The organism is Acinetobacter sp. TSRC1-2 (assembly GCF_049895885.1).
In the GTDB taxonomy this organism is placed as follows: domain Bacteria; phylum Pseudomonadota; class Gammaproteobacteria; order Pseudomonadales; family Moraxellaceae; genus Acinetobacter.
Genome location: NZ_JAFCTF010000004.1, coordinates 168,245 through 183,814, shown reverse-complemented (window position 1 = coordinate 183,814; position 15,570 = coordinate 168,245). Strand labels below are relative to the sequence as shown.

General features: G+C 37.0%; 13 protein-coding genes. 10 read left to right on the top strand and 3 right to left on the bottom strand.

Translation table 11 applies throughout. The annotated features are described in order from the left end of the window. The first annotated feature begins 27 nt into the window (after positions 1–27). Positions 28–1,008, top strand: coding sequence for a sensor domain-containing diguanylate cyclase (locus ACP69Y_RS06615; protein WP_425917228.1), 981 nt, complete (start codon positions 28–30; stop codon positions 1,006–1,008). Between the two features lie 46 nt (positions 1,009–1,054). On the opposite strand, the gene ACP69Y_RS06610 is transcribed toward ACP69Y_RS06615, so the two are convergent. Next, positions 1,055–2,035, bottom strand: a complete 981-nt coding sequence (locus tag ACP69Y_RS06610; RefSeq protein ID WP_425917226.1) for an MBL fold metallo-hydrolase — start codon at positions 2,033–2,035, stop codon at positions 1,055–1,057. A gap of 373 nt (positions 2,036–2,408) precedes the next feature. On the opposite strand from ACP69Y_RS06610, the gene ACP69Y_RS06605 reads away from it, so the two are divergent. From ACP69Y_RS06605 to ACP69Y_RS06595, 3 genes are read left to right on the top strand one after another with little or no spacing between them, the layout of a single operon-like run. After that, positions 2,409–3,080, top strand: coding sequence for a CsgG/HfaB family protein (locus tag ACP69Y_RS06605; protein WP_425917224.1), 672 nt, complete (start codon positions 2,409–2,411; stop codon positions 3,078–3,080). Between the two features lie 45 nt (positions 3,081–3,125). Continuing rightward, positions 3,126–3,473 carry a DUF4810 domain-containing protein gene (locus ACP69Y_RS06600; RefSeq protein ID WP_425917287.1) on the top strand — a complete coding sequence of 116 codons (348 nt, stop codon included), beginning with the start codon at positions 3,126–3,128 and terminating at the stop codon, positions 3,471–3,473. After that, positions 3,470–4,150 carry a DUF799 domain-containing protein gene (locus ACP69Y_RS06595; protein ID WP_425917222.1) on the top strand — a complete coding sequence of 227 codons (681 nt, stop codon included), beginning with the start codon at positions 3,470–3,472 and terminating at the stop codon, positions 4,148–4,150. The genes ACP69Y_RS06600 and ACP69Y_RS06595 overlap by 4 nt, the downstream gene beginning before the upstream one ends. A gap of 50 nt (positions 4,151–4,200) precedes the next feature. Here the strand turns inward: ACP69Y_RS06595 and metG are convergent, their stop codons facing one another. After that, on the bottom strand, positions 4,201–6,258 hold the full coding sequence (gene metG, locus ACP69Y_RS06590; protein WP_425917220.1) for a methionine--tRNA ligase: 2,058 nt from the start codon (positions 6,256–6,258) through the stop codon (positions 4,201–4,203). 171 nt (positions 6,259–6,429) lie between these two features. On the opposite strand from metG, the gene ACP69Y_RS06585 reads away from it, so the two are divergent. Further along, complete coding sequence (locus ACP69Y_RS06585; protein ID WP_425917285.1) at positions 6,430–7,242, top strand: hypothetical protein; 813 nt, start codon at positions 6,430–6,432, stop codon at positions 7,240–7,242. Between the two features lie 719 nt (positions 7,243–7,961). On the opposite strand, the gene ACP69Y_RS06580 is transcribed toward ACP69Y_RS06585, so the two are convergent. Next, positions 7,962–8,156: a hypothetical protein gene (locus ACP69Y_RS06580; RefSeq protein ID WP_425917218.1), complete on the bottom strand. Its 195-nt coding sequence runs from the start codon at positions 8,154–8,156 to the stop codon at positions 7,962–7,964. Positions 8,157–8,832: 676 nt separating this feature from the next. Between ACP69Y_RS06580 and sbmA the strand changes: the two genes are divergently transcribed. From sbmA to ACP69Y_RS06555, 5 genes are all read left to right on the top strand, one after another. Beyond that, on the top strand, positions 8,833–10,029 hold the full coding sequence (gene sbmA, locus ACP69Y_RS06575) for a peptide antibiotic transporter SbmA (protein ID WP_425917216.1): 1,197 nt from the start codon (positions 8,833–8,835) through the stop codon (positions 10,027–10,029). A gap of 197 nt (positions 10,030–10,226) precedes the next feature. Beyond that, positions 10,227–11,300, top strand: a complete 1,074-nt coding sequence (locus ACP69Y_RS06570; protein ID WP_425917214.1) for a DUF1176 domain-containing protein — start codon at positions 10,227–10,229, stop codon at positions 11,298–11,300. 393 nt (positions 11,301–11,693) lie between these two features. Beyond that, entirely contained in the window at positions 11,694–12,686 is a 993-nt protein-coding gene (locus tag ACP69Y_RS06565; protein ID WP_425917212.1) for a hypothetical protein, read from the top strand. 266 nt (positions 12,687–12,952) lie between these two features. Continuing rightward, positions 12,953–13,474: a hypothetical protein gene (locus tag ACP69Y_RS06560; RefSeq protein WP_425917210.1), complete on the top strand. Its 522-nt coding sequence runs from the start codon at positions 12,953–12,955 to the stop codon at positions 13,472–13,474. Between the two features lie 279 nt (positions 13,475–13,753). Then, on the top strand, positions 13,754–15,550 hold the full coding sequence (locus tag ACP69Y_RS06555; protein ID WP_425917208.1) for an NACHT domain-containing protein: 1,797 nt from the start codon (positions 13,754–13,756) through the stop codon (positions 15,548–15,550). Positions 15,551–15,570 lie beyond the last annotated feature (20 nt).

Below are 15,570 nucleotides of genomic sequence, written 5' to 3'. Positions count from 1 at the left end.
TTGCGCATTCAAAATTAGAGTAATTCTATGCCGAATAATCCGTTTGATGAGCATCAATTGTCGAATGACATGTTTTATAAAACATTATTAGAGTCAACTTTAGCGATACCTTGGAGCATAGACTGGGCAACGAAACAGTTTAGTTATATTGGCCCTCAAATTGAAAAGTTACTGGGTTGGAAACAGGATTCCTGGAAGTCGGTACAGGACTGGGCAGACCGGATGCATCGGGATGATCGTGATCATGTCCTGAATTTTTGCGTATCGCAATCCATTGCAGGTATAGATCATGAAGCTGATTATCGAGCATTGAAGGCCACGGGTGGTTATTGCTGGATTCGTGACGTCGTCCATGTGGTACGCAAGGAAAATGGTGAAGTTGAAAGTTTAGTCGGTTTTATGTTTGATATTTCTGACCGGAAAAAAAAGGAAGAAGAATTACATAGCTTACACCGCAAACTGGAAGAATTTTCCTATAAGGATGGTTTAACGGAGATTGCCAACCGCCGTTTATTTGACGATTTTTATTCGCGCGAATGGTACAACGCAATACGTGAGCAAAAGCCATTCTCGTTGATTTTGATCGATATCGACTTTTTTAAGCAATACAATGATTTTAACGGGCATATTATTGGTGATGCCTGTATTAAGCAGATTGCACAGATGCTGGAAAGTTGCTGTGTCCGTCCGCGTGATTTAGTAGCGCGCTATGGCGGAGAAGAATTTGCCATTGTATTGCCAGAAACACCTTTAGAGGATGCAATTCAAGTTGCGACAAAGATTCTTCACATAATGGATCAGGCTCATCTTCCGCATCGGGCTTCACCTATTTCTGAAAATGTCACTTTAAGTATGGGGGTTAAAAGTATTATCCCTACAGAAAATAATGACAAAATACACTTTTTGAATCTGGTGGATCAAAATTTATTTAAAGCAAAACAGACTGGGCGGAAGCGCTACATTGCCGATGAAATATCAAATGCTATTTTAAGTTCAGCAGACAATTGAAACGCAGACAAAATCAAAATCCCTTCAATTGAAGGGATTTTTTTAATCAATCTTTGAAATGCACCGGAATCCATTCATAGCTCTTACCGTCTTTAGAGTAAATATGTCCAATACCCGGGAAAGGTAAATGCGGTGCAGCTACGGTCTGTCCATTTCTAGCTAAATGAGCAAACTGTGCTAAACGTGTTTGCACAGCTTTTTTCGAATTTACATCGAAATCTATAGCCGTTTCGGGGCGATCAAACTGGATGCTATGCGAATGGACAATATCTCCAATAAACACAATTTCTGCCTGACCAGACTTGAATGCAAAGCTCATATGCCCCGGTGTATGCCCTGCAGTACTGATCACTTCAAAGCCTTTGATTTTGTCACTTAATTTAAAGGTTTTAAAATGTTTATTGGCTTGATAGGGGTCAATCGCTTGCTGAATCTTCTCTACCGTTTGTTTGAACCTGGCTTGTTTATCTTGGGGTAGCTTCGATACTTGCTTTGGATTTAGCCAATAGTTTGCTTCCGTATCGGCTACATAGACCGTGGCATTCGGGAAACTGGCTATACCTTGATTGCTAATCCCACAAACATGATCAGGATGTAAGTGAGTCAGTAAAATAGTATCCACTTGCTCTGGCTTGTAACCTGCCGCAATAAGGTTTTTGTGTACTGAACCAAAATTTGGACCGTTACAGCTCGATGAACCGCTATCCACCAAAACCAGTCCTGAACCGGTATTGACCAGAAAAGCATTTACCGAGGTTTGTACACCTTTAGCTTGATCCGCATAATATTTTTTTAAGATCTTTGTCATTTCTCCTGCCGGAATGCCTTTAAATAGAGCGGGAGAAAGGTAATTAGTACCATCCAGCAGGGCGGTGATTTGTACATTGCCCAATTGGTGTTGGTAAAAGCCGGGAACTTGTTTTTGATGGGCGATGGATTTTGTTTCTACAGCTTGAGCTTGGGGTATAGGTATACATGTACTCAGAGCCAACATAGTCATCGCAATTTTTGTATTTAGCATTTTCATGATCATTTTTTAGTTTAGGAGACATGTATTTTTTAGCATATTTTTGAGTGGGGTTTTATACATAATGGATAGAAAATATTTTATTTAATAACCGCGTATATAATTTTAAAAACTCACTTTTAAAGAAGGGGCTCTATATCTCTTTTACAAAGAAAAAGATTATTTATTACAGTTGCCTATCGAATATAATCGGTGAGAGAGCAATTGTAGTTGATAATAAAAAAAGAAAAATTAATTATTTAAGTGAATTGAAGAAAAATTTAACACACCTCTATAAAAAATTAATATTATTAATTTTGTAGAGATACTGTGTATTTATTGTTAATATTATTCTCGAATTAATAAGAATTTTTTAGTCTAAGGAATTACTATTTTGAAAAAAACTTTATTCATTTGTTCTTTAACCTGCTTAGCTTTAACAGCGTGTTCAACAACTGAAACCTCAAAAACAATACAAGCACCACAAGTAACGGCTGCCACGGCATCAGTAAAATATACGGGCGCTAAAACTGCAGTTTCTATTGGGAAATTTGATAACCGTTCAAGCTATATGCGCGGTATTTTTTCTGACAATGTAGATCGTCTAGGGGGACAAGCAAAAACAATTTTAGAAACTCATTTACAGCAAACGGGTTATTTCTCTGTTTTAAACCGTGATAATTTATCTGAATTACAACAAGAAGCAGGATTTGGAAAATCAACTCAATCCATCAAAGGCGCGCGTTTTGTATTAACAGGTGACGTTTCTGAATTTGGGCGTAAAGAAGTGGGTGATCACCAATTATTTGGTGTATTAGGTCGTGGTAAAACGCAAATCGCTTACGCAAAAGTTAATCTTAATGTCGTTGATGTGAAAACTGCAGAAGTGGTGCACTCGGTACAAGGTGCAGGCGAGTATGCGTTAAGTGAGCGTGAAGTGCTTGGTTTTGGTTCAACCGCATCTTATGACTCAACTTTAAACGGTAAGGTTTTAGATTTAGCAGTACGTGAAGCAGTGAATAATCTTGTTTTAGATGTTCAAACCAATAAATGGTCTAACAAGTAATAGGATTATTCCGTGAAAAATATATTTTTATTACTTGGTGCTGTGATGTCACTAAGTTTGGTTGGGTGTGCAAGTGGTCCCCAATCTTTATATAGTTGGGGAACATATCCGCAACAAAACTATTTGTTGTTAAGTGTTCCTGAAAAGACATCTCCTCAAGAGCAGATTGCTAAACTTGAAAAAGATATAGAAAAGGCTAAAGCTAAAAATGCGGCTGTGCCCCCCGGTTTATATGCACATTTAGGGCTGTTAAATTTAAATCTGAATAATGGTCCGCGAGCAGTAGAGTATTTTGAGTTAGAGCGTCAGGTTTATCCAGAATCAACTGTATTGATGGATCGTTTACTGAAAAAAATGACAGGTCAAACTACTGCTGCAGGAGCGAAAAAATGAAACAGTTAAAACGTTTATTCGCTTTAAGTGCAGTAACATTGTTATTTACAGGTTGTGCGGTTGCACCTAAAAATACGCGTGATTTAAGCAGCTATACCGCGCATATGCCAAAGTCTATTTTGGTGATGCCACCTGTAAACGAATCACCAGATACACGTGCAACCTACAGTTATTGGTCAACAGTAACTGTTCCTGTTGCAGAGGCAGGTTATTACGTTTTCCCTATTAGCATTGTCGATACGATGTTTAAGGAAAATGGTATTTATAACGGTTCTGATGCTCAAACAGTAAGTACCCAAAAGCTACAAGAAATTTTTGGTGCTGATGCTGCTCTATATGTGAAAGTAAAAGAGTATGGTTCTAAGTATCAAGTAATTCAAACGGTTGCTACGGTTGCTGTAGAAGCTAAATTGGTTGATTTAAAAACTGGTCAACTTCTTTGGGAAGGTTCAGAAAAGCAGATCCTTGCTAATAGCAATAATAATGCTGGTTTAGTGGGTATGTTGGTTGGTGCTTTGGTGGATCAAATTTCGAATCATTTAAGTGATAAGGCTTATGTACTATCAGGTACGGTGAGTCAATTGTTGTATTCACCACGTTTGAATCAGCAAAAAGGTTTGTTATATGGACCAAGATCTCCAAATTTTTCACAGAATTCGATAAGTCCTCAGCAATAAAAAAATCCCCCCAATCGAGGGGATTTTTTTAATTAGGTTTAAAGTTGCAATTAAGACACTTTATCACCCGGTTTAGCACCAGATTCAGGTGAAATCACCCAAACACCGTCGCCATTACCTGCAGCTAACACCATACCGTTTGAAATACCAAAACGCATCTTACGTGGTGCAAGGTTCGCAACCATTACCACCAATTTGCCTTTCAGGTCTTGAGGCTCATAGAACTCCCGAATACCGCTAAATACATTACGCGGCTCAGCTTCACCGACATTTAAAGTTAATTGAAGAAGTTTGTCAGAACCTTCAACCGTTGCAGCTTCCAAAACTTCAGCCACACGTAAGTCAACTTTCACAAAGTCATCAATTGTGATGATTTCAGCTTCACCGACTTTAGGTTCAGATTTCGTCGAGGCAGCTTTCTTCTCTTTTTTCTTTTCAACTTTTACAGGTTCAGCAGCAGCTAAAGAATCTTTAGATGCATCTACCATTGCAGCCACAGCTTTCGGATCGACACGTTGCATCAATGGTTGGAACAATGCAATTTCATGACCCACCAAAATGTCTTTACGAGATTCAAAGTTAAAGCTTTCAAGTTGTAAAAAGTCTTGAACTTGTTCAGCCAACGTAGGAAGAACTGGGCTTAAGTAAACTGCCAATTGGCGGAATAAGTTAATACCGACAGAACATACGTCATGAACTTGCTGTTCTTGGCCTTCCTGCTTTGCAAGCGCCCACGGTTTTTTCTCATCAATATACTGGTTCGCTTTGTCAGCCAATGCCATGATTTCACGAATCGCAGCAGAGAATTCACGTGCTTCATAGTTTTGTGCAATTGAGCTACCTGCATCAATAAAGCTTTGAACGAGTTCAGGCTCTGCACAAGTTGCACTTAGCTTGTTATCAAACTTGGTGTTAATAAACTTCGCACAACGGCTGGCAATGTTGACCACTTTACCAACCAAGTCTGAATTCACTTTTTGCACGAAATCATCAAGGTTCAAGTCAGAATCTTCAACTTTGTCAGAAAGTTTAGAAGCGAAATAGTAACGTAAATATTCAGGGCTTAAATGCTCTAAATAGGTTTCGGCTTTAATAAACGTACCACGAGATTTCGACATTTTTTGACCGTTTACAGTCAAGAAACCATTGACGAATAAACCAGATGGCGTACGGTAGTTTGCACCTTCAAGCATTGCCGGCCAGAACAAGGCATGGAAATACACGATGTCTTTACCAATGAAATGATACACCTCATTTTCAGAGTCTTTTTTCCAGTAATCATTGAAGTTTAATTCTGGGCGTTTAGTTTTGATGTAATTTTCAAAACTCGACATGTAGCCAATTGGCGCGTCTACCCAAACGTAGAAGTATTTGTTTGGCGCATCTGGAATTTCAAAACCGAAATACGGTGCATCACGAGAGATATCCCAATCGTTTAAGCCCGCTTCAAACCACTCATCCAGTTTGTTTGCAATAGATACAGGCAGGCGACCTTCGTCACGCGTCCATTTTTGCAGGTATTCAGCAAAGTTTGGCAGTTTAAAGAAATAATGATCTGAAGATTTCTCTACAGGTGCGGCACCACTTAAAGTCGATTTTGGATTCAATAATTCAGTTGCATTATAAGTTGTACCGCAAACTTCACATGAGTCGCCGTACTGATCTTCCGCCTTACATTTCGGGCAGGTGCCTTTAATGAAACGATCCGACAAGAACATGCCTTTTTCAGGGTCGAACAATTGTTTGACTGGACGAACTGCAATATTGCCTGCTTCACGATTTTTAATGTAAATCTCAGAGGAGCGATTTTTATTTTCTTCGCTATTGGTCGAGTCATAATGGTCAAAATGGACACTGAAACCATCAAAGTCACGGATATGTTCTTTTTGTACATTGGCAATTTGCGCTTCAGGTGAAATACCGTTTGCTTCAGCACGAAGCATGATTGCCGTACCGTGAGCATCATCCGCGCAGACATAAGTCACATCATGACCCATTGCACGCATGGCACGAACCCAGATATCAGCCTGGATATAACCGAGTAAATGACCCATGTGAATGGGGCCATTGGCGTAAGGAAGGGCGTTAGTGACTAAGATATTACGCACGGATATAACTCTCTCATTCGTATATTATGCAAGGTGATCGATTTTACCTGAGTTCAATGCATGTTGCACAAGGGATTAGCTGAATTCTTTTCAAAAGTAGATTTTTATATATTCGCTTATCAATAACAGCGATAATACCAAGCTATACAGATGTGAATGAGTAGTAAGCCCATGATTGATGATGATTTTGATTTAGATGATTTCGACCGAGAAGTGACCCGAATTCCACAAAATCAGAATGCTCAAAACAAACTCGGGAAAGGTATATTGCAAAATGCCGAGCAATACCTTCAGGAAATGTCTGCGGGTGAACATACGCATTTAATCCAAGCATTACGTCAACATGCTCAAGTTGAAGCTTATTTTGATGTACTTGCCGATGATCTGGATCAACCGGTCGATGCAAAATTTGCCAATGATGCATTAAACCTGATTCATATCTGGAGCCTGGTCAGTCAACATGAAGATGATGTGGCAAGTTTCAATCTTTTAGAGGTGATCAATACCGATTATTTCCAGGCTGAACTGCTTCAAGCCTTTGATGCTTTAGAGATTGATGCCGACAATAAAGCACAGCGCCGTTTAGTGATTCAAGAAGTGTTTAAACTGTATGAGATGCAGTTTTTTTCAGGATGTATCCCACTTTTGTATGCTCAATTGGAAGGCTTGTTGACTGATGTTTTAATTGAACGCGGTTTCTTGAAACAGAACCAGACCAAATTTGTTGATGTCTACAAAATTGTCCCGGGTTTAAAAGGGCATGAAATAAAGAGCTTGTGGCATAAGACTAAAATTGCCTGTGAACTGAATGTTTATTTTGCTGAAATTAACGCCTATAAAATGGATAGCAGCTCAACAGTGACCATGACCCGTCATAATATTTTGCATGGAACCAATGTCAGTCATTTCAGCAAAGAACGCAGTTTTATCTTGTTTATTTGGCTGTTTTCGGTTGCGAGTTTTATGAGCACACTTAGAAAATAATTAAATAAATATCATTAAATTGAATGCTATTGATTTGAAATTCACTGAAGCGAAGCTCTAAAAAAATCCCATCAAGTACGCTATCCAAACACAGGATAGTGTATTTATCTAGATTCAAAGCTTTCTTAAAATAAAGTTTAATACAGTCTATTTGTGTGGATATAGAAAATTGAAACAACATCAAATATTGAATAATTCACCTGAAATTTCTCAGTTGATTTAGAAATCGAGCAATTCATGAGGGTGGAAGCCTAAAATTAGAGTGGACTTGGCTTAAGAACATTGAGTTAAATTACACGGTTCAGTCAGTTTTTATTTATAAAATGATTTAAGATGAAATAAAAAAATACTTCATATATCTAGTTAACAATGAATTAACTTTTTTTAATTATTATCTATAAATGAAAGATCACTTTTATTTGTTAAAAGAGTAGTTAGCTATATAAACCGATGCGATGAATTAAAATTTTGCTTTGAAGCAAGTAAACTAAGTCAGCTTGCAGTTTTGCATAGTCAGCGTATAGAAGAAGCTTAAAATAAAAGAAATTGCTAAACAGATGAAACGCTCTGGTGCGATTTAAAATAACCACACCAGAATAGGTCGAACTTATTATAATAAATTGAAAATAATATAATCTTAAGCTTGAGATTAGGGGAATTGTACTCAAATTTAGACCGTACAATACAACCTTTTATGCTTGGAAAGGACGAGTTAAGATTTATAGCTCACGCCATACTTTATTTTTATCATTTAAAGAAACGGTAAAATTGAAATTTGAATCATCAGATACCAACAGGCCGGTAGGTGTATGCATCAGGACCTTTAAGATAGTACCTTGTTCAAAAACCAAAGGATTGCAATTTTCTTTTTTTAGAATGATTGGTTCTAATAACTCGATAACTAAATTGTCCATTTTGCTTCCCCGAGCAGTAGTGAGAATGTAATTAAATAATACCATGATTTGATAAATATTTAACCAATTTTATCAGCATTGAGAATTAAATCAAAAAAAATAAGATAGAATTTTTATGTGATATACGCATTAAAAAGAAAATTGCCAATTTATTAAATTTTATCATTCTATTTTTTAAATTTTTTTATAATTCCCCCTTAATTTCACAAAAAGTGCAACTGATTAAATAATTGGATATTTTTTTTAATATTGTTTTAATTTATGAGTATTAGCCTAATTCGTCATAAGATGTAATATTTCGGTTTTCAATGCTGCTTCGGTATCTTGGAGATGTGAATATATTGTTGAAGTCGGGTTAAATATGATTATTTTGCATTATCTCTAAGAATTTGATTCTGAGAAATTTAATTTTGTTTTCTTGGGAATTGGTATCTATGATGAGGCGAAATGATGGAAATTTCATTGATGGTTTAATCTAAAAGTACACATTGTTTATTGAAATGTCGGGTTGTTTAACCTGATTCACGCGTAAAAACATTTCCCAAACAGTGAATAAGTTGTTACAAAGATGAAAATAATAGAATAATGGCGGATTCATCCATGGGGTTAAAAATCTGTTTAGTCTGAGTGGATGACTTAGGTTGTAAATTAAAAAATAAAGGAATACCCATACGCAATGTTTAAATCTTTTTTTCCGAACCCGAAATGGTTCTTTTTGTCGTTGGTGCTTTGGTTTTTAATCAATGTGGCTTTGTGGTATTCCGGTGGAAATAGTTGGGGAACATTTTTAGGCTTTGCACCCGGTTATCATGAGGCGGAATTGCCTATCGGTGTAAGTCGCTTTTGGACCCCTTCATTTTTATGGTTTTATCTGTGGTTTCTTGTCTCAACAGTTATTTTTGCCCTGTTCTGGCGGTTTAAATCCAGCAATCCGTGGCAAGGATGGTCAGTCTGGGGTTCTGCCTTTATTCTGTTTAATATCTGGTTTTCAGTACAAGTCAATGTTGTAGTGAATGCCTGGTACAGCCCATTTTATGACTTGATCCAGAAAATGCTCGGCAGTGGCGGTGGAGATGTCAATTTACTCTACAGTGAAACCATGACCTTCCTGTATGTTGCCATGGTGTATGTCACCATTGCAGTATTTAACCTGTTCTTTGTCAGTCATTACATTTTCCGTTGGCGTACCGCGATGAATGATTATTACACCGCGCATTGGGAACAGTTAAGGCATATTGAAGGGGCTTCGCAGCGTATTCAGGAAGACACCATGCGCTTTGCCAAGACTACAGAAAGTTTGGGGGTGAGTTTTATTCAAGCCCTAATGACTTTAATGGCATTTTTACCAGTGTTATTGCAGTTATCATCGCATGTGAAACAACTGCCGATAGTGGGAGAAATCCCTTATGCGTTGGTCTGGGCTGCCATTAGTTGGGCAGTTTTGGGAACAGTGGTGCTGATGGTAGTGGGTTATAAATTACCAGGCTTAGAGTTTAATAACCAAAAGGTGGAAGCCGCATACCGTAAAGAACTGGTGTATGGGGAAGATTATGCTGACCGTGCCGATCCGCTGACTTTAAAAGAATTATTTAGCAGAGTTCGTTTTAACTATTTCCGTTTATATTTCCACTACGCCTATTTTAATATGGTACGTATCTGGTATATGCAACTGGATAATCTGTACGGTTTATTCGTGTTATTCCCAAGTATTGCTGCGGGTACAATCACGCTCGGTCTAATGATGCAGATTGCCAATGTATTCGGTAAGGTACGTGAGTCATTCCAGTATTTAATTGAATCATGGCCAACGATTATTGAACTGCTTTCAATTTATAAGCGTTTAAGAGCATTCGAGTCGACTTTGCATAAGTAATTTGAATTGGAATAAAAGCCCGCTTCATGATGTAGGCTTTTTGATTTTAATTTTTTAAATAGGCTGCATAGTGTAGCAAGATGAGTTCGCTTGGTTAGGTATTTGAAGAGATGAATAAAAGTATTTTGAAATGATTCAGTCACACTGATTTTCCTGATTAAGATGTATATTGATAAAAAAGGCTGGGATAAAAAAAGATGAAAGTTCTCTACAGTTTAATTTCTCTCGGTTGTGTTTCTCTGGTCAGCCCCTTTGTTTTTGCAGACGTTATTCGGGGAACATTTTTTTCAAATCAAGAATGGGAAATCTACTGTAGCAATACAGGAACTTGCCGTGCCGCAGGTTATCAGGATGACCTTAGCCAAGATATGCCCGCATCCATTTTATTGACCCGTAAAGCGGGGGCAAAACAGGCGGTTCAGGCTGAATTTGCCTTGTCGGATTATGATCAAAGCTTGGATAAAAAGAAGCTTAAAAATATTCACTTTTATATCAACGGTAAAGACTTGGGGGTGATTCATCTGAACGGAACCAATGAACCTTTGATGGGCACACTGAATGCCAAGCAAGTGAATGGCTTATTACAACAAGTGAAGAAAAACGTAAAAATCGTGTTTAAAAATATGCATTACTCATGGCAGGTTTCCGATACTGGCATGACCGCTTCATTATTGAAAATGGATGATTTTCAAAAGCGTATCGGGACAGTGGGTGCATTGGTAAAAAAAGGGTCGGCAAATGAAGCAAAAGTATTAACTGCACAGCCGAAACTGCTGGTAAAAAAAGTGAAAACTGCCACTAAACCGTATTTAACACTTCAGCCGAATGCGAAACAGTACAAAGCCTTGCATACAGTTTTATTGGCGGCTCAGCCTGAACTGCAAGATGGTCATGCATTTTGTGAGGGCATTTATACGGAACAAGGTGCAACACCACAAGCGATCGAGTTGTATCAGCTGTCTAATCATAAAGTTCTAGCCACAACCCTGTGCTGGCGCGGGGCGTATAACGAAGGGTATGGGGCTTGGGTGATAAATGAGTCTTTAAAAGGTAAGGCGACTTTTGTGACAGAATCTGCGTCGGAGTTTGGTGATGGTGAAATAGGAAGTTCACAAAAGGGACGTGGCGTAGGCGATTGTTGGGCGATGAGCGAATGGATTTGGGATGGAAAAGCCTTTGTGCAGACCATAGACCGCTGGTCAGGCATGTGTAAGGGCTTAGCTGTGGGTGGGGTTTGGAATTTAGATTTGATTGAATCTGTCGTAAGGTAACTACATCCTGTAGAGGACAATACATTGAAGTAAATCTTGGTTCGAAGCATGTATTGCTCCTTCGGGGGATGTTTGAATAAATAGAGGTGCAAGAAGATAAAAAAACGGTGATCAAAATAGCGGTTACTTCGTCCGATCATAATTGAAAGTGCCGAATGGCTTGGCAGATAAATTTACTTAAACCCATGATCAGATTTTTAAAAGTTTGACTGAACTGTTATGCAGTTCAAACTATCAATCCAAAACCATTAAAAATTGGCAATTTATGAGCCATTTTGAATAAAAAATCAAAAAACAATTCAGTAAAATCAATAATGAAATCAAAGTTATGAGTTTGTTATTTTGAGGCTTTTCATATATTTTCATTAACACGGCATAATTGAGAATTGATACGTGAATTTCAGAACATTAATCTTGATTGGTGGAGTGGGCATCGCTTTACATGGCTGTACAAGTCTGGGCAGTTTAAGCTCGGATTCAGCTCAGAATTTTGCTTCGCCGCAGGAACTGATTGTTCAAAAAAATATTAATGCTGCCAACGGTCGGGCTAAAGAATATGTCTATTATTGGGGGCCCAAGCAAGGCAATAAAGAACCGCAAGCTTTATATCCAAGAAAATATTTAAATAATTATTGTACTGCCAAGGGTGGAAAATTCTCTCTTTTATATAAAAGTTCAATGAACTTAGTAAAGAATCAATGGGATAAAAAACTGTTATCAAGCTATAGCAGCGTCAAGCAAGGCCTAGGTGCCTATAAATGTGTGCAAAGTGATGGGCAAAGCTGGATTGTCTCTATTGAACCGGTTTCTGAGCGTAAATTAGAGGATGGCAGCGAAGCGCGTACGGTTGCGCTTCAAACTAAAATAATGACGGCTTCAGACGCTCAAAAATTTTATTCCAGTGCCAATTCTTCAAATAGTTCTGCTGCAAAAAAAACCAATGTAAATAATCAGACGGCCAAAAATACAGCGATTAAAACCATGCCTCCAAAAGAGATGCAGGTTAAAAAAGAGGTTGAAACTAAAAAAGAAACCAAGCCTACGCCTGAATTGCCAGTAAAACAGGCTGTACAAGTTGTGGAGACATCACAGCAGCACCAGCTCAAATCTTATGTTGCGGCACGCCGTGATTTAAATAGTGGTAAAAATCAGGTGGCTGCCTGTAATAATGCACAACGTGCTTATAACTACGGCAAGTTACAGGGAACAGATGGAACCAAAGTTTATACTGAGTCTGGAATGCTGGTGGCACGTTGTTTAACCAGTGTACCGAGTTATAGCAGTCGTTTTGCCAATTCCAAAGCGCAGGCGGTCAAGATTTTGCAAAACCTGTCCAATAATTACAATCATGCGGGAGCGAAGCATATGCTTCGGCAGCTAAACTAGGATTATATTCTTCATTCTTGCTCAATCCTTTGCTTTGCATCCTCAAAATATATCTTGGGGATGCCATCACGTGTACTTCCTTTAATGCAGCATTTTAAAAAATTGCTAAGCAAAGGAAATGTCTAATATCAACTTCACATTTGTACCAAATCTGGGTGCCGGTCTTTTTCAATTGATGTAAGAATGGTTCAGGTTACAGAGTAATAACAGGGACAAAGCGAGAGTCTATGATACAAAGTAGCTGATTGTTAATGAGAGATTCGCTTATGTCACGCCAAATTAATATTATCCGTAGCAGATTTACAGCTAAAATTCGGTGGGGGTTGATGGCAATTGCCTTGATGGGTACAACTCAAATTGCTATTGCAGGGCCAACAGTCGATCAGCTAAGTAACTGTCTGGTGAAGTCGACCACTGCAACCGATAAAAAGACCGTATTGCAATGGACCTTTGTGGCGTTGTCCACACATCCTGACTTAAAAGCCTATAGCAATGTGACCGATGTGCAGAAAGATCAACTCGATAAAAATCTAGCTACGGTTTTACAGCGCATATTGGTAGAGCAATGTTCGAGTCAGACCAAAGCCGTAATTGCTGCTGAAGGAGTGCAAGCGGTAGGCGATAGTTTTCAGGAGCTTGGACAAATTACAGGTGAGGAAATACTCAAGAATCCTGAGGTAAAGGGGCAGTTAAAAGGCGTGATTCGCTATGTGGATTTAAATAAATTGGTGATGACGTTTTTGACGCCCGATGTATGGAATAAGTTGGGTGAGTTGAGAGGGAAGTAATTACCTCTCCCTTGCGCGTAATTACCCTCATCCTTTAAAAAAGAGAGGGAACTTCGCGTATCAAATTAATCACATGACAAAGTCTTCCTTTTCTAAAGGGAGATTTAGAGAGATTCTAAAAAATGCGCATAAAAAAATTAGAGGTGAATAAACCCAAAATCTCTAAGTCGAGTTATTGATTTTATTAGAATACAATACAATACAATACAAGTAAGTATTTAATTAATTTATTGATTTTGGTAAGGTTAAACAATTAAAAAATTACATTTGAGTAGAAATATGGCTGAACCACTATCCTTAGGAATTATAAAAGTTATAAATAAACCTTTGAATGATTTATATGACTACCTCAAACAACAAACTAAATTTCATTTAGAAAAGCAAAGACTCAATGATATTAGTGGAAAAATAGAATTAAAAATTGAAAATATTAAAAAGGTAAAAACAATTTATAAGGGGGATGAAGCTATTGATCTTAATAGTTTTTACTATCCCCCATATATTGATAGCGATCAAGGGTATAGGAAAGCAGATAGTATTTCAGATATAACTTCTAAAAATTTTGTGATTGAAGGGGTTGCGGGACAGGGAAAATCAATTCTACTTAGATATTTATCCTTTAAAGAGTATGAAGGATTGAAGCGAATTCCTATCTTTATTGAACTAAGAAAGATAAATAAAGAGGGAGAAATTCTAGGCTTTATTAAAGAAGCTATTAATTCTTGGGTATTTTCTGTTAGTGACGAACTTTTAGATTGGGTATTGAAGTCAGGAAAAATAGTTTTGTTACTTGATGGTTTTGATGAATTAAAAGCTAAAGATGTTCCGAATGTAATAAAAGATCTAGAAGGAATTTGTCAACAATATCCTATGACACAAATAGTTATAAGTTCTAGACCAGACAATGCAATTCAGTCCAGTAATTATTTTAAAGTATTATGTATAAGGCCTTATAAAGACGATGAAAGGATAGGGCTAACAAGGAAGTTAGTTGAAGATGATGATGCTTTTAACAATTTACTAAAAGCTTTAAAAGAAAGTCCTTTAAAAGTTGATGAATTATTATCAACACCATTAATGGTCACTCTTTTTGTAATGACATATAGGGCAAAATTAGTAATTCCAGACAGTATGTCAAAGTTTTATGAAGAATTATTCAGTGTATTGATATACAAACATGATCGTACTAAGCCGGGTTATCAAAGAGAGTTTAAAAGTAATTTAAATGAAAGTGAATTACAAGAATGGTTTGAAACCTTATGTTTTATATCAAAAAACAATAAAACTCTTGTATTTGAAAATAGGCAGGCATTATTAGCTTGTATAAGGCAATCAATATTAAAAAGATTTCAACAGGAAAATCCCTCAGCTTTATTAGAAGATGTGAGTAAAAACCTTTGTTTAATTATTCGTGATGGTAATAATTATAGTTTTATCCATAGATCTATTCAGGAGTTCTTTGTTGCTTCATTTTTTAAAAAACGACCACAAGATTTAGCTGAAAGAACATATAACTTATTAAATGAGAAAAGTTCTGTATATAAATCTGAAATCAGTTTTCTATCAGAAATTGATAATTACAGATTTAAAAAATATTTGTTTAGACCAGCTTTAGAAACATTTTTTGAAATATTCCCGACATTTTTGGCTTTTAAATCTTGTATACATGTTGATTTGCATGAGGATTGGGAAATTCCAAGCGATGACGAAGTACAAGATGGTTATGATGGAGAGTTAAAGAAATATGTGGAACTTACAATTAAAATAGTTGATATTTCAAAAAAATTAGCAAGAAGTTTTAATAGCTATTTGTATACATTGATATATGAGCAATTGATTTCAAAAAAAATATCAACAGCCGTATTTATTAATTTAGGAAGTTATGGAGTTAATAGGTTTCTTCATAGCATTCCTGTTTTAGATAAAGATATTGAGGTAACTAAAGTTACAAAATATTTCCGTAAGGAGGCTAATCAAGAATTACTACAAATTTATAATCATTTCCAAGACGAACTTCAACAATCTAAAATAGAGATCAATCAACAAGAAGATCAAAGTTTTTTGGATTTAATATGATAAAAACCCGCTCTAAAGCG